General features: G+C 33.3%; 23 protein-coding genes. All 23 read left to right on the forward strand.

What is annotated here, in order from left to right; all coding sequences use genetic code 11:
• The first annotated feature begins 29 nt into the window (after nucleotides 1–29).
• The 23 genes from smc to frr all read left to right on the forward strand — a co-directional run bounded on the left by smc (nucleotide 30) and on the right by frr (nucleotide 21,198).
• The gene (gene smc / locus AC6FXG_RS01175; protein WP_500571233.1) at nucleotides 30–3,518 is read left to right on the forward strand and encodes a chromosome segregation protein SMC; all 3,489 of its coding nucleotides are present in this window, start codon (nucleotides 30–32) and stop codon (nucleotides 3,516–3,518) included.
• Nucleotides 3,519–4,853 carry a signal recognition particle-docking protein FtsY gene (gene ftsY, locus AC6FXG_RS01180; RefSeq protein ID WP_500571234.1) on the forward strand — a complete coding sequence of 445 codons (1,335 nt, stop codon included), beginning with the start codon at nucleotides 3,519–3,521 and terminating at the stop codon, nucleotides 4,851–4,853. It begins immediately after the preceding gene.
• An 83-nt stretch (nucleotides 4,854–4,936) separates the two neighbouring features.
• Nucleotides 4,937–5,290, forward strand: a complete 354-nt coding sequence (gene ylxM / locus AC6FXG_RS01185; RefSeq protein ID WP_500571235.1) for a YlxM family DNA-binding protein — start codon at nucleotides 4,937–4,939, stop codon at nucleotides 5,288–5,290.
• A 3-nt stretch (nucleotides 5,291–5,293) separates the two neighbouring features.
• The gene (gene ffh / locus AC6FXG_RS01190; protein WP_075573739.1) at nucleotides 5,294–6,622 is read left to right on the forward strand and encodes a signal recognition particle protein; all 1,329 of its coding nucleotides are present in this window, start codon (nucleotides 5,294–5,296) and stop codon (nucleotides 6,620–6,622) included.
• Nucleotides 6,623–6,639: 17 nt separating this feature from the next.
• Nucleotides 6,640–6,948, forward strand: coding sequence for a 30S ribosomal protein S16 (gene rpsP / locus AC6FXG_RS01195; RefSeq protein ID WP_075573738.1), 309 nt, complete (start codon nucleotides 6,640–6,642; stop codon nucleotides 6,946–6,948).
• A gap of 1 nt (nucleotide 6,949) precedes the next feature.
• Complete coding sequence (locus tag AC6FXG_RS01200) at nucleotides 6,950–7,186, forward strand: KH domain-containing protein (RefSeq protein ID WP_075573737.1); 237 nt, start codon at nucleotides 6,950–6,952, stop codon at nucleotides 7,184–7,186.
• A complete protein-coding gene (rimM, locus tag AC6FXG_RS01205) occupies nucleotides 7,186–7,686 on the forward strand; it encodes a ribosome maturation factor RimM (protein WP_500571236.1) in 501 nt (166 codons plus the stop codon). Before AC6FXG_RS01200 ends, rimM begins: the two co-directional genes overlap by 1 nt.
• Complete coding sequence (gene trmD, locus AC6FXG_RS01210) at nucleotides 7,677–8,408, forward strand: tRNA (guanosine(37)-N1)-methyltransferase TrmD (protein ID WP_500571237.1); 732 nt, start codon at nucleotides 7,677–7,679, stop codon at nucleotides 8,406–8,408. The genes rimM and trmD overlap by 10 nt, the downstream gene beginning before the upstream one ends.
• 1 nt (nucleotide 8,409) lies before the next feature.
• Nucleotides 8,410–8,751 (forward strand): 50S ribosomal protein L19, encoded by a 342-nt coding sequence (gene rplS / locus AC6FXG_RS01215; RefSeq protein WP_075573734.1) that lies wholly within the window; start codon nucleotides 8,410–8,412, stop codon nucleotides 8,749–8,751.
• A gap of 56 nt (nucleotides 8,752–8,807) precedes the next feature.
• A complete protein-coding gene (ylqF, locus tag AC6FXG_RS01220) occupies nucleotides 8,808–9,662 on the forward strand; it encodes a ribosome biogenesis GTPase YlqF (protein WP_500571238.1) in 855 nt (284 codons plus the stop codon).
• A complete protein-coding gene (rnhB, locus tag AC6FXG_RS01225; RefSeq protein ID WP_500571239.1) occupies nucleotides 9,634–10,224 on the forward strand; it encodes a ribonuclease HII in 591 nt (196 codons plus the stop codon). Before ylqF ends, rnhB begins: the two co-directional genes overlap by 29 nt.
• The gene (locus AC6FXG_RS01230) at nucleotides 10,211–10,576 is read left to right on the forward strand and encodes a YraN family protein (RefSeq protein WP_500571240.1); all 366 of its coding nucleotides are present in this window, start codon (nucleotides 10,211–10,213) and stop codon (nucleotides 10,574–10,576) included. Before rnhB ends, AC6FXG_RS01230 begins: the two co-directional genes overlap by 14 nt.
• A 27-nt stretch (nucleotides 10,577–10,603) precedes the next feature.
• Nucleotides 10,604–11,365 carry an EFR1 family ferrodoxin gene (locus AC6FXG_RS01235; protein WP_500571241.1) on the forward strand — a complete coding sequence of 254 codons (762 nt, stop codon included), beginning with the start codon at nucleotides 10,604–10,606 and terminating at the stop codon, nucleotides 11,363–11,365.
• Between the two features lie 11 nt (nucleotides 11,366–11,376).
• Nucleotides 11,377–12,903: a YifB family Mg chelatase-like AAA ATPase gene (locus AC6FXG_RS01240; RefSeq protein WP_500571242.1), complete on the forward strand. Its 1,527-nt coding sequence runs from the start codon at nucleotides 11,377–11,379 to the stop codon at nucleotides 12,901–12,903.
• Nucleotides 12,904–12,905: 2 nt separating this feature from the next.
• On the forward strand, nucleotides 12,906–14,006 hold the full coding sequence (gene dprA, locus AC6FXG_RS01245; protein ID WP_500571243.1) for a DNA-processing protein DprA: 1,101 nt from the start codon (nucleotides 12,906–12,908) through the stop codon (nucleotides 14,004–14,006).
• 14 nt (nucleotides 14,007–14,020) lie between these two features.
• A complete protein-coding gene (gene topA, locus AC6FXG_RS01250; RefSeq protein ID WP_500571244.1) occupies nucleotides 14,021–16,084 on the forward strand; it encodes a type I DNA topoisomerase in 2,064 nt (687 codons plus the stop codon).
• Nucleotides 16,085–16,170: 86 nt separating this feature from the next.
• Nucleotides 16,171–16,830 (forward strand): response regulator transcription factor, encoded by a 660-nt coding sequence (locus AC6FXG_RS01255; RefSeq protein ID WP_500571245.1) that lies wholly within the window; start codon nucleotides 16,171–16,173, stop codon nucleotides 16,828–16,830.
• Complete coding sequence (locus AC6FXG_RS01260) at nucleotides 16,815–17,846, forward strand: sensor histidine kinase (RefSeq protein ID WP_500571246.1); 1,032 nt, start codon at nucleotides 16,815–16,817, stop codon at nucleotides 17,844–17,846. Before AC6FXG_RS01255 ends, AC6FXG_RS01260 begins: the two co-directional genes overlap by 16 nt.
• A 1-nt stretch (nucleotide 17,847) precedes the next feature.
• Nucleotides 17,848–18,087 carry a hypothetical protein gene (locus AC6FXG_RS01265; protein ID WP_500571247.1) on the forward strand — a complete coding sequence of 80 codons (240 nt, stop codon included), beginning with the start codon at nucleotides 17,848–17,850 and terminating at the stop codon, nucleotides 18,085–18,087.
• Between the two features lie 380 nt (nucleotides 18,088–18,467).
• Nucleotides 18,468–19,244: a 30S ribosomal protein S2 gene (gene rpsB / locus AC6FXG_RS01270; protein ID WP_075573723.1), complete on the forward strand. Its 777-nt coding sequence runs from the start codon at nucleotides 18,468–18,470 to the stop codon at nucleotides 19,242–19,244.
• Between the two features lie 28 nt (nucleotides 19,245–19,272).
• A complete protein-coding gene (gene tsf / locus AC6FXG_RS01275) occupies nucleotides 19,273–19,920 on the forward strand; it encodes a translation elongation factor Ts (RefSeq protein WP_500571248.1) in 648 nt (215 codons plus the stop codon).
• An 11-nt stretch (nucleotides 19,921–19,931) separates the two neighbouring features.
• Nucleotides 19,932–20,648 carry a UMP kinase gene (gene pyrH / locus AC6FXG_RS01280; RefSeq protein WP_075573721.1) on the forward strand — a complete coding sequence of 239 codons (717 nt, stop codon included), beginning with the start codon at nucleotides 19,932–19,934 and terminating at the stop codon, nucleotides 20,646–20,648.
• Nucleotides 20,644–21,198: a ribosome recycling factor gene (gene frr, locus AC6FXG_RS01285; RefSeq protein ID WP_173651638.1), complete on the forward strand. Its 555-nt coding sequence runs from the start codon at nucleotides 20,644–20,646 to the stop codon at nucleotides 21,196–21,198. Before pyrH ends, frr begins: the two co-directional genes overlap by 5 nt.
• Nucleotides 21,199–21,308 lie beyond the last annotated feature (110 nt).

The following is a 21,308-nucleotide window of genomic DNA, read 5'->3' on the forward strand; positions in this document are numbered from 1 at the left end:
ATCTGGATTTTGTTAAAGTTGGAGGAAAATTGTTACTTAAAGAGTTACAAATTAGGGGCTTTAAAAGCTTCTTAAATAATACAATAATAAAATTTCCGCCAGGTGTTACCGCAATAGTCGGTCCTAATGGTTCAGGTAAGAGCAATATTTCTGATGCAATTAGATGGGTCTTAGGGGAATCAAGTGTTAAAAGTCTTAGGGGAGCAAAGATGGAAGATATTATCTTCAAGGGAACAGATAATATCAAGCCAGTTAGTTTTGCTGAAGTTTCTATAACATTTTCTGATTGCAAGATTGATGATATTCCATATGATGAAGTTGTTGTTACCAGAAGACTTTTTAGGGATGGGACTAGCGAGTATCTTATAAATAAAAACAAGGTTCGCCTACGCGACATAAGAGAGCTATTTATGGATACAGGTATTGGTAGAGATGGTTATTCACTTATAGGTCAAGGGCAAATCGATAATGTTCTTTCAAATAGGCCAGAGGATAGGCGAGATATATTTGAAGAAGCATCCGGTATTTCCCTTTACAAATATAAAAAAGAAGAAGCCTTAAGGAAAATTGAACGCTCAAATGATGATCTAGATCGTTTGTGCGATATTTTTGATGAGATAAATAGGCAATATACTTACTTAGAAGCCGAGAGTATAAAGACAGAGAAGTATAATAATGTAATTTTAGAAAAAAACACTCTAGAGCTTGATCTTTTATACTACGGCATAAAAAAGAATTTAGAAGATTTTGAAAACATTTCCAAAGACAAAGAACTTATCCAATCTGATTTAAATTCCACCAAAGCTGAGATTGAGAAACTTGAATCCAACAAAGGTGATATGAATAAAGAAATTGAGGATTTAGACCTTAAGATTCAGGCCTTAAATGATGTTAAAATGTCTAAATTAAGGGAATTTTCTGAAATAAAATCTTCACATAACATAAATATTGAAAGAAAAAAACATTTTCAAGACTCTATACAAGAGTTGAATAATAGCATTGAAAGTGCCTATAAAAATATAGATACTATATCTAATGAAAATTTATCTCTTAAAGATTCACTAGACAATTGGCAGACAGAGGATTCAAATTCTTTTGACTCAGAAATAAATAATAAGAGGTCAAGACTTAAAGAAGTTGAGAGTGAATTAAACACAATTAGGGAAGAAGACCATAAAAATGAACTGTTGAAACTAGAAAGTCAAGCTAACACTCAAATTAGGGACGAAAAGATTAAACTCTATGAAGGTGAATTTGAAAAATTATCAAATGAATTAAATGAATTAAATACTAAAATCCAAGAGTATACAGCTGATTTAAAAGAGAAGAATAAACAAAACACGAGTTTAAAAGACGAAGTAAATAATTTAAATGGTAAGCTTGCTGATTGCAATGACTTGCTAAGGTCAAAAACCTTAGAATATGAGGATATTTCTATCAATATTTCCCATTTGTCAAATCAAAATAATAATGCTAAGCTCAATTTAGATTTTAATAAGAATATTTTGGATACAAATGAACTATTTTATCAGCCGATTAAGTTTTTAGAAAAAAATTACAATGAAAAGGATGGTTATTTAGGGACTTTAGTTAGCAGAATAAATACTGATTCAAGCTATGTAAAAGCAATTGAAACTGCCCTGGGCTCAAGATTGCAATATGTTTTTGCAAAATCAGTAAGAGATGCCAAGGCTATGATTGCTGAATTAAATGCAAAAAAAGCTGGTAGGGCAACATTTTTACCACTAGATACAACTAATACGTCCAAGACACAAGTCATGCCAAACAAGTCAGACGGTGTTTTGGGCTATGCAATTGAGTTTGTGGAAGCAGAAGAACCATACAAATCAATTATCTCATACTTGTTAAAGGACATAGTGATTGTAGATAATATTGACACAGGAATTAAGTATCAAAAGAAATATAAAATGATAGTTACTCAAAATGGTGAGCAGTTTAACCAATATGGAGCCATCACTGGAGGTACATCTTATAGGGAAAAGCAAACTCCTTTATCAATTAAAGCTAAGATAAACCAACTTGAAGAAGATATTAAAAAATATAGTGAAGAGATCATCATACTTGAAAAAAGCAGGGCGGATTATCAAGGTCAAATTGAAGCTCTAAAAGAAAATATTGAATCTACCAATAATATTCTTTTAGATAAAAAATCTCAAACAAGGATCCTAGAAGATACAATTGCCCAAAGAGAAAACGAAATAGATGCTATGAAAAATCTTTTAGAAGAGAAACAAATTTCTAAGGATAGGATAAAATCAGATCTGGAAGATTTATCTAACGTAGACTCAACTGTTGAATTTAAAGAAATTGATACTTTAAAATTGAATCAACTAGAAGAAGAGCAAAAAATCTTGATTAATTCAATTGATTACTTAGAAAGCAAGAGGCAGGACTCAGTTGATAAGATATTAGAACGGTCCAATATTAAGTATAAGATTGAAAGTAATGAAAGTAAGCTAGAAGAAATTAAGAATGAGATTAGGCTAAAAAAAGAAAGATTATTAGAAAGAGAAAAAGAACTTAATGAGTTAAAAGGTCTAGCTGATCAAAGTTTAAAAGAGCTCTCTAGGATAGAAGAGCTACAAAAGCATGATGACGATGAAATTTTGCTTATACAGAATAAAAAGCAAGAGGTAAAAAATAAAATTTTAGATTTAGATCGTCTCTTGAAGATTAAACAAGAAGATACTATTAAACTAGAAAATAAGCTTAACCAACAAGACCTTAAAGAAGTTCGCCTGGATGAAAGTATAGAAAACTTTAAAGCAGACATCTCTAATAGGGGATATGTTTACCAAGAATTTATTAATGAAGCAAGAGATACTAAAAATTTAAGAGAAAAAAGAGATACTATTGCAAAAATTGATAAAATTATAGAAGACTTGGGAATGGTTAATCTAAATGCAATAAATGAGTTTAAAGAGCTAAGTGAAAGAAAAGTTTTTTATGAGAAACAAATTTCCGATATAGAAAAGACCATAAGTGATTTAAATTCTATTATTGCAGGAATTAATCAAGATATGAAAGTCCAGTTTAAAGATAATATGGAAAAAATCCGCTTTAACTTTCAAAAGGTTTTCAAAAATTTATTTAATGGTGGTGAGGCTGATTTATATTTAGTAGATGAATCAGATCCATTAAACTCAGGTATTACGATTGTTGCGAAACCACCAGGGAAAAAACTTCAAGCCTTGAGCTTGCTATCAGGTGGAGAAAAAACGCTAACTGCAATGGCTCTTTTATTTGCAATACTAGAGTTAAAGCCTGCACCATTTTGTATTCTTGACGAGATTGATGCGGCTCTTGATGATATCAATATCTCAAGGTACACTAAGTTCTTAAATGAGCTAGCTAGAGATTCACAATTCTTAATTATTACTCACAGAAAAACCACTTTAGAAGTTGCAGATACTATTTACGGTGTTTGCATGAGAGACAAGGGTGTAAGCGAGATAATTAGCGTTAGGGTAGAAGATTATATTGAGGAGGCAATATAGATGTTTAATTGGTTTAAGGATAAATTTAAGAAAAAAGATAAAGAAATAGTTGAAGCATCCAAGGATGTCGAAGAAAAATTAGAAGATCTTTCAGATAATTTTGCTGAAGGAGTGGAGAATTTATCAGAAAATATTTCGGAAAAAGCTGATGACATTAAAGTAAAAACTCAAGAATTATCTGAAAAAATAACTGAAGTCCAAGAGAATGTGGCTGAAAAAACTGAAGAATTTATGGATAAGGCAGATGATGCTTTTGACAAAACTGTAAATGACGTAAAAGATAATATAAATGCAGCAGAAGAAAAAACAGATGAAAAGATTGAAAAAATAGGGGCTAAAGTTAATGAAGAAAAAAAGTTAATTAAAGAAGAAGCAAAGGGAGTTTCTGAAAAGATTAAAGAAGACAAACCTGAGCAAAAAGGTATGTTTAAAAAGCTTTTTGATGGATTAAATAAAACCAGAAAAAATCTTGTTTACCAAATGAATTCAGTATTCCAAGCCAATGAAATAAATGATGATTTCTACGATGAGCTTGAGGAAATTTTAGTTATGAGCGACATAGGTGCTATGACTACCATGACAATAATTGATGAACTCAAAGAAAGAATTGTTGATAAAAATATTCATAACGCAGCAGATGCTAAGGAGCTTTTAAAAGAAGTCATGCTCGATACCTTAAATGAAAATATCGTTTCAAATGATTTAAAACTTTTACCTACACCATCAATTGTCATGCTTGTAGGTGTTAATGGTGTTGGCAAGACTACAACAGTTGGAAAGCTTGCTTATCAGTTCAAACAAGAAGGTATGAGCGTTGCAATTATAGCAGCTGATACTTTTAGGGCAGCAGCTATCGAGCAGCTTGAAGTTTGGGGTCAAAGAGCAGACGTAAAAGTTATTAGCCAAGCAGAGGGCGCTGATCCAGCAAGTGTTGTTTTTGATGGACTGGATTATTCTATTAAGAATAATATTGATATTACAATAATTGATACAGCAGGACGCTTGCACAACAAAGTCAACCTGATGAATGAGCTTAATAAAATCAGAAGGATAATTGATAAAAAGATGCCAGATGCAACACTAGAAGTTATTATGGCTTTGGATGCAACTACAGGACAAAATGCACTTCTGCAACTCAAAGAATTTAAAGAAGTTTCTGAAGTAACAGGTGTTGCTCTTACAAAGTTAGATGGAACGGCTAAAGGCGGTGTAATTATCCCTATTCAACATGAAATTGGTATTCCTGTAAAGATTATTGGCGTCGGTGAAAGCATCTATGACTTGCAACCTTTTGATCCAAAATTATTTGTAGATGCAATTTTTGAAGAAAATTAAAATTATTAGCTAAAAGGGGTTGACAACAAGTAAAATGCATGGTAAAATAAACAAGTCAACAAAAAAAGTTGACAGGTGGTAAGATGATTTATCATTTTGAAGCAAGTGTTTTGTATGATTTCTATAGTACTCTTTTAACTGACAAACAAAAAGATGCTATTGATTTGTATTACAACGATGATTTGACTATGACAGAGATCGCCGACAATTTAGGCGTATCTAAACAGGCAGTTAGCAATTTGATCAAAAGTGCTAATGAGAAGTTACAGGCCTTTGAAGAAGACCTTCACTTGGCTGATATGTTTTATAAGAGTCAAAAAATTAAAGAGGATTTAATTTCCTTACACGAAAAGGGAAAGAAAACAGAAGGTTTTCCTGAAGATATCCTCTTAGAAATCGAAAACATAATAGATGAATTTAAAAGTATTGAAAGGTGAAATATGTTTGAGAGTTTAAGTGAAAGAATACAATCGTCCCTTGCTAAAATTACCGGAAAAGGAAAATTAAGCGAAAAAGACGTCGATATGGTTATGCGGGAAGTCAAGATGGCTCTTTTGGAGGCAGACGTAAACTTTAAGGTTGTTAAAGACTTTACAAAAACCGTTAAAGAACGCTGCGTAGGCAAAGAAGTCATGGAAAGCTTAACTCCTGCCCAACAAGTTATCAAGATAGTAAATGAAGAGCTGACTGCACTTATGGGCGGCAAAGAAGAAAAAATTGATTTTTCTAATAAGCCAACTATAATCTTGATGTGCGGTTTGCAAGGTGCTGGTAAGACAACTACAAGTGCAAAGCTGGCTGGTCTTATGAAAAAAGAAGGCAAAAATCCAATGCTAGTTGGTGTTGATATTTATCGTCCAGCTGCTATTAAGCAACTTCAGGTTGTTGGTGAAAAGGTTAAGGTTCCAGTATTTGAAAGAGGAACTCAAGAACCTGCAAAAACAGCAAGTGAAGCTGTAGAATATGCAAAGCAAAATAATCACGATGTAATTATTATAGATACGGCTGGTAGACTCCACATTGATGAAGATTTAATGAATGAATTAAGAGATATTAAATCTGCAGTTGATGTAAGTGAAATATTACTCGTCCTTGACTCTATGACGGGTCAAGATGCAGTAAATGTTGCTAAGTCTTTTAATGACACATTAGAGCTTACTGGAGTTGTCTTAACAAAACTTGACGGTGATGCTCGTGGTGGTGCAGCTTTAAGTATTAGATCAGTTGTAGATAAGCCTATAAAGTTTATTACCACAGGCGAAAAGCTAGATAAAATCGAAAGCTTTAAGCCAGATAGACTTGCAAGCAGAATACTTGGCATGGGCGACGTACTAACATTAATCGAAAAGGCAGAAGCGGCCTATGATGAAAAGAAGGCCAAAGAACTTGAACAAAAGATGCGTGAGATGACATTTACTCTTGATGACTTCCTAGATCAAATGGAACAAGTCAGAAAGATGGGGCCGATAAATGAATTGCTGGGAATGCTTCCTGGTGTTGGCAACAACAAGGCGCTTAAAAATATTCAAGTTGATGAAAAGCAAATGGCGAGAATAGAAGCTATTATAAAGAGTATGACCAAGGAAGAAAGGTATAAGCCTGAAATAATTGATCAATCTCGAAAAGACAGGATTGCATCTGGTGCTGGCGTGAAATCAAATGAGGTTTCAAAGCTTCTAAAACAGTTTAAAGATACAAAAAAAATGATGAAAAAATTCAATCAGATGTCAAAAAAATCTAAGGGAAGAATGGGAATTCCATTCTTTTAATAAAGGAGGTGTAGGATATGGCAGTAAAAATTAGATTAAGAAGAATGGGATCAAAGAAGAATCCATTCTATCGTGTAGTTGTTGCAGACTCAAGAGCTCCAAGAAACGGAAGATTTATTGAAGAAATTGGATATTACAACCCTGTAAGCAATCCAAAGGTTTGCAAGATCGATGGTGACAGAGCAGAATACTGGATTGGCGTTGGCGCTAAACCAACAGATACAGTTAACTACTTATTAAAACAATACAATGTTTTAGATGTTAAATCTAAAGGTGTTGAAAAAGAAGTAGAAGTTGCTGAAGAAGAAAAAGAAACAGAGGTATAAGATGCAAGCAAAAGAATTACTTGCCTACTTGGTAGACAACTTAGTAGTTAATAAGGAAGATGTTGTAATCGATGTAGATGAAACAGAAAATTCCATCAATTTAACCCTTCGTGTTAATCCAGACGATATGGGAAGGGTTATAGGTAGAAAGGGCAGAATTGCAAATAGTATTAGAACTATTTTAAAGGCTGCTAACTTTGAATCTACAAAGAATGTTAACTTGGAGATTGCTGATTAGTGAACCTAGTTGAAATTGGAAAAATATCATCGAGCCATGGACTTAAGGGAGCCTTTAAAATTGAAAGATACATTGATGATATAGATGAATTCTTTCAGTTTAAAGAAATTTATGTCTTTGGCTATAGTGAACCTTTTGAAATAGCTGATGTATATACAAAAAAACAATCGGTATATTTAAAACTAAAGGGCATAGATGATATAGACACAATTGAAAGACTTGTTGGTGATTCTATTTATGTAGATGAAGCTGATTTTTCAGAACTCAAGGATGGAGAGTTTTTTCATAGAGATCTAATAGGATTGGATGTATATGAAAACGACAGATGTATTGGTAGGGTTTCCAATGTAATCAATGGGACCAGCCAAGATATAATAGTTATTTCTCACAATGATAATGAGGCTATGATTCCTTTTGTAAAAGAATTTTTTTCAAATGTTGATATAGAAAATAATAAAATTGAAATAAATTCGATAGAGGGTTTGATACCATGGTTATAAATTGTCTGACTACTTTTCCTGAATTTATTGAAAATATGAAATCTTATTCTATTATAAAAAGAGCAATAGAAGATGGTAGAGTAGAGTTAAATACTATTAATATTAGAGAATTCTCCGATGATCCCAATAGGAGAACTGATGATTATCCTTATGGCGGAGGGCTAGGCATGTTAATGACTTGCCAACCAATCGTAGATGCAATGCATTCTATAAAAAATCCAGGCAAGAGAATTTACCTGGGACCAGCTGGAAAGAAGTTAGATCAAGATTTACTAAATGAATTATCAAAAGAAGAAAATTTAACTTTTCTTTGTGGACATTATGAGGGCGTTGACCAACGCGTAATTGACAATTATATTGATATGGAAATATCTGTTGGAGACTATGTCCTAACAGGTGGAGAAATTCCTTTTATGGTTGTTATGGATGGTATTACAAGGTTAATACCTGGCGTATTAAAAGAAGATGCAAGCTTTGAAATTGAATCTTTTTATAATGGTTTATTAGAACACCCACAGTACACAAGACCCTATGAATTTGAAGGGAAAAAAGTTCCAGATATATTATTATCTGGTGACCATGAGAAAGTTAGGTTATATAACTTGAAAGAGTCTCTAAGACTAACAAAAGAAAAAAGACCAGAATTGTATGAACAATTTATGGAAAATAATAAAGAAAATAAAGATATAAAAAAATTATTAAAAGAGGAAGGAGGTAACTAGGATGAATGTACTAGAAGCTTTAAATAAAGAACAATTAAAATCTGATATTCCAAACTTTAGAGTAGGGGATACAGTACAAGTACACTACAAGGTCGTAGAAGGTACAAGGGAAAGAATTCAAGTTTATGAAGGAACTGTTATTAAACGCCAAGGAGGCGCTGTTCAAGAAACATTTACAGTTAGAAGACTTTCATACGGTGTAGGTGTTGAAAGAACATTCCCACTTCACTCACCTAGAATTGACAAAATTGTAGTTACAAGAAAAGGCCGCGTTCGTCGTGCTAAACTTTACTACTTAAGAGATCGTCAAGGTAAGGCCGCAAAGGTTAAAGAAGTTAAATAAGTATAATTAATCAAAGGGGCATGCATGCTCCTTTTTTTATAATAAAGGAGAGTATTATGAGTTGGTATCCAGGCCACATGAAAAAAGCTATAGAAGAAATTGAAAGCAAATTAAAGCTAGTAGATATGGTTATTGAGGTTGTCGATGCCAGAGTCCCAGTTGCTACACTAAATCCAATCTTCGACCGATTGTTTGCTAACAAAGGAAGACTTTTACTTTTAAGTAAGAGTGATCTTGCCGATCCAAAGGCAACCGAAGAATTTGTTGATAAATTTAACGAAGATAGGACGAGTTTTGCTGTTAATTTGTCCAATAGAAATGATATTAATAGAATTCTAAAAGAAATAAGCAACATAAAAAATAAAATGCTAGAAGAAAAAGATGGCCGAGTTGAAGATTTTACTTTAAAGATGATTGTGGTTGGAATGCCTAATGTGGGTAAATCTACACTTTTAAATGCACTAAAAGGAAAAAAATCTGCTCGTGTTGGAAACACACCGGGGCTTACAAAAAATCAGCAGTGGGTAAAGACAGACTACGGATTTATGATTTTGGATACACCGGGTATTCTTTCAACATCACGCAAAAATCAAACTTTGGTTAACAATTTAAAACTTGTAAATGGCATTGAAAATATAGAAGATGATCCTGCAGAGCTTGCAATTATTTTAATAGATATATTAAAGGACTTATATCCTGGTGTTTTAAAAGATAGATACGATGTGAATGAAGACGCCGATAGGGTTGCAATACTTGAGGATATAGGTAGAGCTCGTGGCACGCTTTTGCGTGGAGGAGAAATCGATTATTCAAGAGCAGGACAAATACTATTGCAAGATTTTAGGTCAGGAAAATTGGGCAGAATTTCTTTGGAGAGAGTAGATGACTTGGATAGAACAGACGAGGAATGAAGAATATATTATGGGCGTGGACGAAGTTGGCAGGGGACCGCTATTTGGTGGGGTCGCTGCAGCTGCTCTTATCATGCCCAAAAATATTTTTATTATGGGAATAAATGATTCCAAAAAACTTTCAGAGAAAAAGCGTAAGATATTTTTTAATGAAATTTGGAAGAGGTCACTTGCAATTGGACTTGGCTATATGGATGAGAAAGTAATTGACAAGGTAAATATTTTAGAAGCTACGAAGCTCGCCATGGATCAGGCTATAAAAAATGCAAGTAAAATCCTTAAGCCAGACTTGATAATAATTGACTCAGTTAAGCTCAGTGGATATGATAATTTACTTTCAATAGATCATGGGGACGAGATTAGCTATAATGTTGCGGCAGCGTCTATTATTGCAAAAGTTTCTAGGGATAACTTATGCTATGGATGGGATAAAATATATCCAGGATATGATTTAAAAAATAACAAGGGATACGGGACCAAAAACCACTACTTAGGCTTAGACCAAGAAGGCATAACTGACTTGCATAGAAGGAGTTTTTTAAAAAAATATGAAGGCAGATAATAAGATAGTAGGAAATCTTGGGGAAGACATGGCCTGTAAGTATTTGCAAGAGAAAAACTACTATATACTTGAAAGAAATTACAGAAACAAGCAGGGAGAAATTGATATAATCGCAATGGACCGAGGCGTCCTTGTCTTTGTCGAAGTAAAGGCTAGAAAAAATAGGAGATTTGGCCTACCTCAGGATGCTGTAAATGATATAAAGAGGCATAAAATAGATAAAACAGCCAATATTTTTGTTGCTGAGAAAAATTGGTATAAATTAAGAAGGAGATATGATATAATAGAAATAATATTTGAGGAAAAGTATATTAATCATATAGAAAACGCTTTTCAAATATCAGAATTTTAGTTTTTAATAGCAGATAAGGAGACAAGAATGATATTATATTTTTCGGGAACTGGAAACAGTGAGTACTTAGCAGTATCACTTGCGAAAGAAATAGATGATAGAGCTGTGGATCTTTTTTCTTATATAAAAAGCAATCAAAAAGAAGTATTTAACTCAGATAAAGCCTTTGTATTGCTTACACCTACATATTCTTGGCGGGTGCCAAGGTTTATTACTGAATATTTAAATAAATGTGAGTTTACAGGCAGCAAAGATATGTATGTCATACTTAACTATGGATCATCATCTGGCAATGCCTACAAATATATAAAAGAAGATGTGAGCTCATGGGGCCTAAACTTTATGGGTCTTTATGGTATTAAAATGCCAGAAAATTATATAATGCTATTTAATCTTGATGATGCAGAAACAAATAAAAATATAGTTTTAGATGCTAACAAAGAATTAAGAAAAATCGCAGATATTATTAATAATAAAAAGCAATTTAAAAAAGCCAAGATAAGTTTAATTGACCGTTTTATTTCTGGCCCAGTAAACAGTTTTTTCTTTAACTTTATGGTCAAGGATAAGAAATTTTATTATACAGAAAAATGTATAAAATGCGGCCGGTGCTCACAAGTATGCGTTTTAAACAATATAGATTATGTCGATGGATATCCTCGCTGGAATGGAAAGTGTACTCATTGCGCTGCCTGCATTTCAAAATGTCCTACAGGTGCTATTGAATATGGCAAAAAAACTGTTGGCAAGGATAGATACTTACTTAAGAAAATAATAAAAAACAATTAATAGGAGGAGATATGTATTCAAGCGTAAAAAGTGCTGCACTTACAGGACTTATAGGAAGCATGATAGAAGTTGAATGCGACGTATCTGGGGGTGGACAAGCTGCTTTTAATATAGTTGGTCTACCTGATGCTGCAATTAGAGAATCGAAAGAGCGTGTAACAAGGGCTGTAATAAATTCTGGAATCAGATTTCCTTTGGATAAAAGAATTACAATTAACCTTGCACCTGCAAGCATAAAAAAAGAAGGCTCACATACTGACCTCGCAATTGCAGTTGCTGTATTAACTGCTAATGGAAACTTGGTCGAGGGAAGTTCAGACCCTTACATTTTTATTGGAGAACTTAGCTTAGAAGGTAAATTAAATGCAGTTGAAGGCGTATTACCTATGGTAATTTCTATGAGGGACTTGGGTTACCGTAAATTTGTTGTGCCCTTTGCCAATAGAAAAGAGTGTTCTATTTTAAAAGATGTTGATGTTTACGCTTTTGAATATATAAGAGATGTATTTACCTTTTTAAATAATGAAAGAGAGTTCAAACCATTTAAATCAGATACAAATATCAACAAAGAAGTTCACTACGACGTTGATTTTTCTGAAATAAAATCTCAAGAGACCTTAAAGAGGGCTCTTGAAATTGCAGCTGCAGGAAACCATAATATTTTAATTATTGGTCCTCCAGGAGCTGGCAAAACAATGGCAGCCCGTAGACTTCCAACTATACTACCAGATATGACTGAAGAAGAGGCCATAGAAGTAACAAAAATTTATTCAGTTGCAGGACTTACAACTGACGATGGATTAATAAGAACCAGACCCTTTAGGTCGCCACATCACAGTTCAAGTTCTGTTGCCGTGGTCGGCGGTGGCAGGATACCTAAACCAGGTGAGGTTAGTCTTGCCCACAACGGCGTTTTGTTCTTGGATGAGCTACCAGAATTTAACCGCAGTACACTTGAAGTGTTGAGACAACCCTTGGAAGATGGGGTTGTAAATATCTCGCGTGTAAATGCACAAATAACTTATCCCGCAAATTTTATGTTTGTTGCGTCTATGAACCCTTGTCCTTGTGGTTACTACGGCGATCCTAATCATGAGTGCACATGTACGCAAAATCAAATCGACAGGTATCTTGGAAAAATTTCGAATCCACTTCTGGATAGGATTGATATGCATATTGAGGTTTCTGCTGTAAACTATGATGATTTGAAGGGGAAAGCTGAAGGCGAAAAGTCTAAGGACATACGCCAGAGGGTTAATAATGCAAGAAACTTGCAAATCGAAAGGTACAAGGATATAAATATCACCAACAATTCACAGCTTTCTGGCAAACACTTACATGAATACATCCACTTGACGGACAGTTCTGAAAAGATTTTAGATATGGCTTACAGGAAATATTCTTTCTCTGCTAGAGCCTATAATAAAATATTAAAATTGGCTAGGACAATTGCAGATCTAGACTCTTCAGAAAATATAAAAGACGAACACTTGCTAGAGGCCTTGAGATATAGGTCCTTTGATTCAAAGTATTTTTAGATATGATTAATAACAGAGAAGCACTTGTTTGGTTAAATTATTTATTTGTCCAAAACAAGCAAATATTAAAGTTAATTGAATACTTTGGGGATATTAAGGAAATTTTTTCCTGCGATAGAAAAGAAATAGAGAATTCTGCTATCTTAAGTGAGGAAAAGATTGATTTTATAATGTCTTCTAGAGACGAGGATAAAATAAAAAAGATTTTTAAAGAATACGAGAATTTTGGTGCCCATATTATTACAATTTTTGATGATGAATATCCCAAAAGACTTAGCAATGTAGATGATGCACCTGCAGTTTTGTATGTAAAAGGTGAAATTCTTCCTCAAGATGAGCTTGCATTTTCTATTGTCGGCAGTAGAAAGATTACTGAATACGGCAAAGAGAGTTGCAGGTATATTGCAAGTGACCTAGCTAAAAACGGTATAACCATTGTTTCTGGCATGGCCAATGGGGCTGATACAGTTGCCCATAAAGCAGCTTTAGAAGTCGGTGGTAGAACGATTGCTGTCTTAGGTACGGGTTTAAATGTTATTTATCCAAAGAGAAATGAAAAACTCTACCATGAAATTTCTCAAAACGGAGCCGTAATAAGCGAGTTTCCCGCAAACACAAAGGGGGCTCCATATAATTTTCCACGGAGAAATCGTATAGTTAGTGGACTAGGCCTCGGCGTTTTAGTTGTAGAAGCTAAGGAGAAAAGCGGATCACTAATAACCGCGGGAATAGCTGGAGAACAAGGCAGAGATGTGTTTGCAATTCCTGGGAATATAAATAGTGTTTACTCGAGGGGAGCCAATAGATTAATACAAGATGGAGCAAAACTTGTAATTTCGCCTCAAGATATATATAATGAAGTTCGTGAATTTGAAGAATTTACTGACGACTATAAATCAAAAGAAGTTTCAACAGATAATTTGGACTTATCTGACCAAGAAAAATCCATAGTTGACGTCCTCCAATTGGGAGAATTTTCTATGGATGAAATTATGGATAAGACTGAACTTGATGTTCAAACCACGCAGATGCTTATAACCAAACTTGAATTACTCGATATTGTAAAGAGCACAGCTGCTGGAAAATATATGTTAAAACTTTAGAAAGGAAGTTTATTTTGAATTTAATTATTGTAGAATCTCCTACCAAGGCCAGGACAATTTCAAGATTTTTAGGAAAAAATAATAAGGTCTTAGCCACTAAGGGACACGTAAGAGATTTACCAAAATCAAGACTGGGTGTTGACCTTGAAACTTTCGAACCCGAATATATAAATATTAGGGGCAAGGCACCTGTTATAAATGAAATTAAAAGCGCAGCCAAAAAAGCTGATAAAGTTTATATCGCAACAGATAATGATAGAGAAGGTGAGGCAATAGCCTGGCATGTTGCATACCTGTTGGGCCTTGAAGGCGAAAAAAATCGAATTGAGTTTAATGAAATAACCAAAAAATCAATTTTAAAAGCAATGGAAGACCCAAGGACTATTGATGAAAATTTGGTGGACTCTCAACAAGCTAGGAGAGTCTTGGACAGGGTTGTTGGCTATAATCTTTCCCCAGTACTTTGGAAAAAGGTAAAGGGAAAACTCAGTGCCGGTAGAGTTCAATCAGTTGCCCTTATGCTTATATGCGATAGAGAAGAAGAGATTAGAAATTTTAAACCAGATGAATATTGGACTATAAAAGCTCTTTTTAAAGACAAGGCTGATGAGATAATTTTTGATCTAAAGCAATTTAAAGACGGAAGTTCATATAAGAAAATTGAAATTCCAAATAAGAAGGCTAGCGACAAGATAATCGAAGATCTAAAGAAAAACGATTATATAGTAGTTGCCAACAAAGAAACAAAGAGATCAAAAAATCCATTTCCACCATTTACCACATCCTTATTGCAACAAGATGCCAATAGGCGCTTAGGATTTAAATCATCTAAGACCATGCAAATTGCCCAAAGGCTATATGAAGGTAAGAAAGTTGGTGCAGGCTCAGAAGTAGGGCTTATCACTTACATGAGAACAGACTCTTACCGTTTAAGTGAAGAAGCTATTAGCGAAGCTGGTAAATTTATTAATAAAAGTTTTGGCAATGAATATTATTCTGGACCTAAGCACTATCACAATAAAAAGAAGGGGACTCAAGATGCTCACGAAGCTATTAGACCTACAGATGTAAACAGGACTCCACAATCTATTAAGGAATATTTATCTGCCGATGAATACAAATTATATTCTTTGATATGGAATAGGTTTGTAAGCTCGCAGATGGCAAGTGCTAAAATTTTAAAGAAGACCATTGATTTAGAAAATGGAATTTATTTATTCAAGACAGAAGCAGAGGCCATTATATTTGACGGTTATATGCGCGTTAATGGAATAGAGTCTGGCTTTAAAGAAGTTGATTTTGATAAATTTAAAATTGGTTCAAAGGTAAATCCAAATAAAATCATTCCAGAACAAAATTTCACCAAACCGCCTGCAAGATTTACAGAAGCAAGCTTGATAAAGACCCTTGAAGATGAAGGGATTGGCAGGCCGAGCACATACGCACCTACAATTTCAACCTTGGTCAATAGAGTTTATATAAAATTCGATAAAAAAACTATAGTCCCAACAGAATTAGGGGAAATAGTAAATGAAATATTAAAGGAAAATTTCCCATCTGTTATCAATGTTAAATTTACAGCAGAGATGGAAGAGGTCCTGGACGATGTTAGTGATGGAGACCTAGCTTGGCAAAAAGTCTTAAAAGATTTTTATAAGACATTCGAAAAAGATGTTGAAAAAGCGAATAAAAATATAGAAGAAGTCAAGATTGAAGATGAAGTTTCAGATGTAAAGTGCGACAAGTGTGGCCGTATGATGGTTTACAAATACAGCAAGTACGGTAAGTTCTTGGCTTGCCCAGGATTTCCTGAATGCAAAAACACAATGAGCATAGAAGAAAAGGTTGGAGTAAAGTGTCCTAAGTGTAAGGATGGAGAAATAGTCAAGAAAAAAAGCAAGTACGGAAGAGTTTTTTACGGTTGTAACAAATATCCAGATTGCGACTTTGCAACTTACGACTTGCCTATAAAAGAAAAATGTCCAGAGTGCGGAGGCACGCTGACAGAAAAAAATTACTCCAAGTACAAGCAAATCAAATGCACAAATTGTGATTACACAGAAAAAAGAGAAAAATAATTTAAATGCAGCTGAAAAAGGCTGCATTTTTTCTTTACTATAATTTGATTTTTCTTATGTTATAATATCTTTAAGGTGGTGATGGGATGAGGATATTACTTATAGAAGACAACAGGTCATTGGTTGAATCCCTGAAGGATTTATTGGAATCTCAAGGGTATGAAGTTGATTATTATTATGATATAGATGATATTGAAGATTATATGATCCTTAATAAATATAACTTAATAATTTTGGACTTAATGCTTGGCAAGAGGGATGGTTTAGATTTTTTAAAAATTATTCGTAATGATATAAATAGGCCGATTTTAATTTTAACAGCAAAATCTTCAAAACATGACCAAATAAAAGGTTTGAATCTTGGAGCAGATGATTACATTACAAAACCATTTGATGCAGATATTTTAATAGCAAGAATTAATACGCAATTAAGAAATCAAAATAAAGAAAAAGTTGTATTTAAGGAAACTGAATTTGATTTAAATATAGGGACCATTAGCAAGAAGGGCGAAATTTCTAGACTGACAAATTTTGAATTAGAAGTTTTAAAATTACTCTATACAAATATAAACAAAATTTTATCAAAAGCACAGATGATTTCAATGTTGCCAACACAAAGTGAAGAGGTTACAGAGCGGACAATTGTGTCTCATATATATAATATTAGAAAAAAGATTTTGGAGATAAATGCAGATGATCCAATAGAAAATAAATGGGGAGTAGGATATAGATGGAAAGAAAGATAAGGCAGATAATATCTAGCTATATATTGGGTTATTTATTAAAAATATTACTTACAACAATACTATCGTTAATAGTCATTAATATATATCAAAAATATGGGTTTAGACTTATTAATATTAAATTTAAAACCTCGATTGAGTTTACATTTGGAGTTTTTGTATTAGCGTTTATATTTTTCTCTTATAAGTTTTATGAAAAAATAGATAGTCTGATAATGAAAGATTTAGGCAATATAATCAATGGAATAAACTACAATTACTATACAAGTGATATGAATACTGTAGAATTTAAAATGATTCAAGATGCATTAATTGATAAAAATAAAAAAATTGTAGAAAAGGAAAATTTTGTTTACTCAAGTCTATCCTATATAAGCCATGATATGAAAACGCCAATTACTGTAATAAATACAAATGTGAATTTAATAAAAAACACAAAAATGCTTGAAGGAAAGAATATAGAAAGATTAAATAGGATAGAAGCTGAAGCAGATAAAGTATCGGATTATATAGAAAAATTAATGGATGTAAGTCAAAGTTTTTATGAGATAGAGGAAAGGGAAAAAATAAAAATTGTTGATTTGTTAGCAAATTTAAAAAAGAATGTGGAGATATATTCTGATTTAAGAGAAGAAGAGATTATTTTTGAAAGTAGTGTGGGTGAAGACGTCTATGTTATAGCTAATATGAACAAGCTACAAAAATCTTTTGTTCATCTTTTGAACAATGCATACGAGCATAGAAGAGAGTATATTAAAATAAAAACAAGTATTCAAGATGAAAAACTATTAATTGATGTAATAGATGATGGCTTGGGATTTAATAAAGAATCGATAAACAGAGCAAAGGAAATATTTTATACAGATAATTATGGTAGGACTTCTGGAAAGGGTTATGGGATTGGACTCTATTATGTAGATTCCTATATGGAAAGTTTATCGGGTGAGTTAATTTTACAAAACAATAATGATGGCGGGGCATTGCAGAGAATGCAAATCCCAGTTAGTAGGGGTGAATAATATGGAAAATATTTTATTTATAACAGTGCTTGCATTATTTATATTGATTGACTTATATAAAATACTTAGAGGTAGAATTGACTTTTATACTTTTTATAGGCCGCTATCGCTGGTTATAATTTACAGGTATATTTTAGATAACATAATAATTGAAGCCTTGTATGTTGCTTTAATGTATATGTTTATATGCTATTTATTTATATTAAGATGCTTAAATAAAATGGAAGAAGTAAAAGAGTAGAACGAGTTTTGAATTTATGAAGGAGGATAATAAAAATGGCAAGAGATAATAACGAGAAAAAATATATTAAATATGTATTTTTATTTGTAGCAGGGATTGTCGTTGGTATGATTTTAAGAACTGTTTTGAAAATATAGGTTTAATATAAAAGTTGAAAGAAGTTAATAAAAAAGATAAAGACTGCTAAGGATAAGACCATAATCTTTAGCAGTATTTTTGTTTCTTTAAATCACAATAAATCTACTAAAACGCTTGCTTTAATCCTATTTTTATGGTACAATACGTCTGTGATTACTCACGCACTTTGATGCAGGTACGGTTGCCTTTAAGGTCTCACTTGCAGAAGATGGGTGCGGAAGAATATAAACCGGAGGTGTAAAATGAGTGTAATTACTATGAAAGGCTTATTAGAAGCAGGTGTTCATTTCGGACACCAAACAAGAAGATGGAACCCAAAGATGGCAGAGTTCATCTTTACAGAAAGAAATGGAATCTACATTATCGACCTACAAAAAACTGTTAAGCAAATTGAAAAGGCTTACAAATTTGTAAAAGAAGTTGTAGAAGATGGCGGCAAAGTTATGTTTGTAGGAACAAAGACTCAAGCCCAAGAAGCTATCGAATCAGAAGCTAAGAGATGCGAAATGCCATTTGTTAACCAAAGATGGTTAGGCGGCATGATGACAAACTATCAAACAATTAAAAAATCAATTGATAGGTTAGAAGAACTAGAACAAATGGAAGAAGATGGAACTTTTGAAGCTCTTCCTAAGAAAGAGGTTATCGAACTTCGTCACGAAATCGAAAGATTACAAAAATTCTTAGGCGGAATTAAGGATTTCCCAGGTCTACCACAATGCTTATTTGTAATTGACCCAAGCAAAGAATACATTGCTGTTAATGAAGCAAGAATTCTTGGAATTCCTGTAGTTGGTGTTGTAGATACAAACTGTGACCCAGATCAAGTTGATATCCCAATTCCTGCAAATGACGATGCTATCAGAAGCGTTAAACTTATTACAGAAACAATCGCTAATGCAGTTATCGAAGCTAAACAAGGTGAACAATATTCTGTTGAAGAAGATGACGCTGAAGAAGAAGTAGATCAAGATACAATGGAAGCTGAAATCAACAGCTCCAAAGAAGATCAAGAATAAATATTATTAAGAATAGGAGTGGTAAATTATGGAAATTACAGCAAGCATGGTTAAAGAACTAAGAGATAAAACTGGCGTAGGCATGATGGACTGCAGAAAAGCTCTTCAAGAAACAAATGGAGATGTTGAAAAAGCTATTGATTATTTAAGAGAAAAAGGACTTTCAAAAGCTGCTAAAAAAGCATCCAGAATTGCTGCTGAAGGTATTGTTGAAAGCTACATTCACGGTGGAAGAATCGGTGTTTTGGTTGAAGTAAATACTGAAACTGACTTTGTTGCAAAGAACGAAGACTTCAAAGCTTTTGTTAAAGACTTAGCAATGCAAGTTGCAGCAAGCAATCCTCAATATGTTTCAAGAGAAGAAGTTCCAGCTGAAGTTATTGAACATGAAAAAGAAGTTCTAAAACAACAAGCAGTTAATGAAGGAAAACCTGAAGAAATTGCTCACAAAATGGTTGAAGGTAGAATCAAAAAATACTACACAGAAGTTTGCTTGCTAGAACAACCATTCATCAAAGATCCAGACAAGTCAGTTCAAGATCTCTTAAATGATTTGATTACAAAAATTGGAGAAAACATTAAAGTTAGACGCTTTACAAGATATGAAGTTGGTGAAGGACTAGAAAAAAGAGAAGAAAACTTCGCTGATGAAGTTGCAAAGCAAATGAACGTTTAATAGGAGCTTTTATGTCAACGAAAAATAGAGTAGTATTAAAACTATCTGGCGAATCAATGGCTGGAGGAAAAGGTACTGGAATTGATATGGATTTTGTTTATGAATTAGCAAAATCTATCAAAGAAGGTAAGACAGCAGACAATGAAATTGCAATTGTTGTTGGTGGAGGCAATTTTTGGAGGGGCAGAGATGCCAAGATTATTGAAAGGGCAACCTCAGATTATATGGGTATGCTTGGAACAGTAATGAATGCTTTGGCACTTCAATCTTCTCTAGAAAAAATTGGTGTAGAAACCAGAGTTCAAACCTCTATACAAATGCAAGAAGTCGCAGAGCCTTATATTATGAGAAGGGCTATTCGTCATTTAGAAAAAGGAAGAGTAGTTATCTTCGCAGCTGGTACTGGTAATCCCTACTTCTCGACTGATACTACTGCTGCCTTGAGGGCTGCTGAAATTGGTGCTTCATCAATACTTGTTGCAAAAAAAGGTGTTGATGGTGTTTATTCAGCTGATCCAAAGATTGACCCAAGTGCTACTAAATTTGACAGCTTGACATACTCCGATATTTTAAGATTAAACTTAAAAATATTAGATTCCACTGCTACAAGCCTATGTATGGATAACAATATTCCTTTGCTTGTATTTGGAATTGACGACACAGAAAATATAACTAGAGCTCTAAAAGGCGAAGAAATTGGAACTATCATAAGGAGGAACAATGATTAACGAAATTTTTAAAGATGCTGAAGACAGAATGTCAAAGTCAGTATCTGTTTATAAAGAAGATCTTTCAGCTGTTAGAGCTGGAAGAGCAAATCCTGCTTTGTTAGATAGAATTGATGTTGATTACTATGGCGTAATGACTCCAATTAAACAACTTTCAAATATATCTGCTCCAGAACCAAGGCTGATTGTAATTCAACCTTTCGATGCAAATGTTATCCCTGAAATTGAAAAGGCAATATTGGCATCTGATTTGGGACTAAACCCTGCTAATGATGGAAAGGTTGTTAGACTTGCAATCCCACAACTCACTGAGGAAAGACGTAAAGACTTAACAAAGCTTGTAGGAAAGTCTAGCGAGGAAGCTAAGGTTAATATTAGAAATATTCGTCGTGACCTGATTGATGGAATTAAAAAACTCGAAAAAGATAAAGAAATCACAGAAGACGATAGAAAGAGATCAGAAACTGAAGCTCAAGAGCTAACAGATAAATTTATTGAAAGTATTGATAAGCTTACAAAAGAAAAAGAAGCTGAACTGATGGAAATTTAATTTTCATGTCAAAGCACTTTGCTTTATGCAAGGTGCTTTTTTTGTGGGTATTTTATTTTAATTTTTCTTAATAATAAACTTAAATTAAATTCACAATTCATTAAGTCTTT

This window comes from Ezakiella massiliensis (assembly GCF_059862345.1).

Excerpts from the sequence above, each read along its gene's own strand:
- ftsY (WP_500571234.1), top strand. The coding sequence starts at position 3,519 with ATGTTTAATTGGTTTAAGGATAAATTTAAGAAAAAAGATAAAGAAATA.
- ylxM (WP_500571235.1), top strand. The coding sequence starts at position 4,937 with ATGATTTATCATTTTGAAGCAAGTGTTTTGTATGATTTCTATAGTACT.
- ffh (WP_075573739.1), top strand. The coding sequence starts at position 5,294 with ATGTTTGAGAGTTTAAGTGAAAGAATACAATCGTCCCTTGCTAAAATT.
- rpsP (WP_075573738.1), top strand. The coding sequence starts at position 6,640 with ATGGCAGTAAAAATTAGATTAAGAAGAATGGGATCAAAGAAGAATCCA.
- AC6FXG_RS01200 (WP_075573737.1), top strand. The coding sequence starts at position 6,950 with ATGCAAGCAAAAGAATTACTTGCCTACTTGGTAGACAACTTAGTAGTT.
- trmD (WP_500571237.1), top strand. The coding sequence starts at position 7,677 with ATGGTTATAAATTGTCTGACTACTTTTCCTGAATTTATTGAAAATATG.
- rplS (WP_075573734.1), top strand. The coding sequence starts at position 8,410 with ATGAATGTACTAGAAGCTTTAAATAAAGAACAATTAAAATCTGATATT.
- ylqF (WP_500571238.1), top strand. The coding sequence starts at position 8,808 with ATGAGTTGGTATCCAGGCCACATGAAAAAAGCTATAGAAGAAATTGAA.
- rnhB (WP_500571239.1), top strand. The coding sequence starts at position 9,634 with ATGACTTGGATAGAACAGACGAGGAATGAAGAATATATTATGGGCGTG.
- AC6FXG_RS01230 (WP_500571240.1), top strand. The coding sequence starts at position 10,211 with ATGAAGGCAGATAATAAGATAGTAGGAAATCTTGGGGAAGACATGGCC.
- AC6FXG_RS01235 (WP_500571241.1), top strand. The coding sequence starts at position 10,604 with ATGATATTATATTTTTCGGGAACTGGAAACAGTGAGTACTTAGCAGTA.
- AC6FXG_RS01240 (WP_500571242.1), top strand. The coding sequence starts at position 11,377 with ATGTATTCAAGCGTAAAAAGTGCTGCACTTACAGGACTTATAGGAAGC.
- dprA (WP_500571243.1), top strand. The coding sequence starts at position 12,906 with ATGATTAATAACAGAGAAGCACTTGTTTGGTTAAATTATTTATTTGTC.
- AC6FXG_RS01255 (WP_500571245.1), top strand. The coding sequence starts at position 16,171 with ATGAGGATATTACTTATAGAAGACAACAGGTCATTGGTTGAATCCCTG.
- AC6FXG_RS01260 (WP_500571246.1), top strand. The coding sequence starts at position 16,815 with ATGGAAAGAAAGATAAGGCAGATAATATCTAGCTATATATTGGGTTAT.
- AC6FXG_RS01265 (WP_500571247.1), top strand. The coding sequence starts at position 17,848 with ATGGAAAATATTTTATTTATAACAGTGCTTGCATTATTTATATTGATT.
- rpsB (WP_075573723.1), top strand. The coding sequence starts at position 18,468 with ATGAGTGTAATTACTATGAAAGGCTTATTAGAAGCAGGTGTTCATTTC.
- tsf (WP_500571248.1), top strand. The coding sequence starts at position 19,273 with ATGGAAATTACAGCAAGCATGGTTAAAGAACTAAGAGATAAAACTGGC.
- pyrH (WP_075573721.1), top strand. The coding sequence starts at position 19,932 with ATGTCAACGAAAAATAGAGTAGTATTAAAACTATCTGGCGAATCAATG.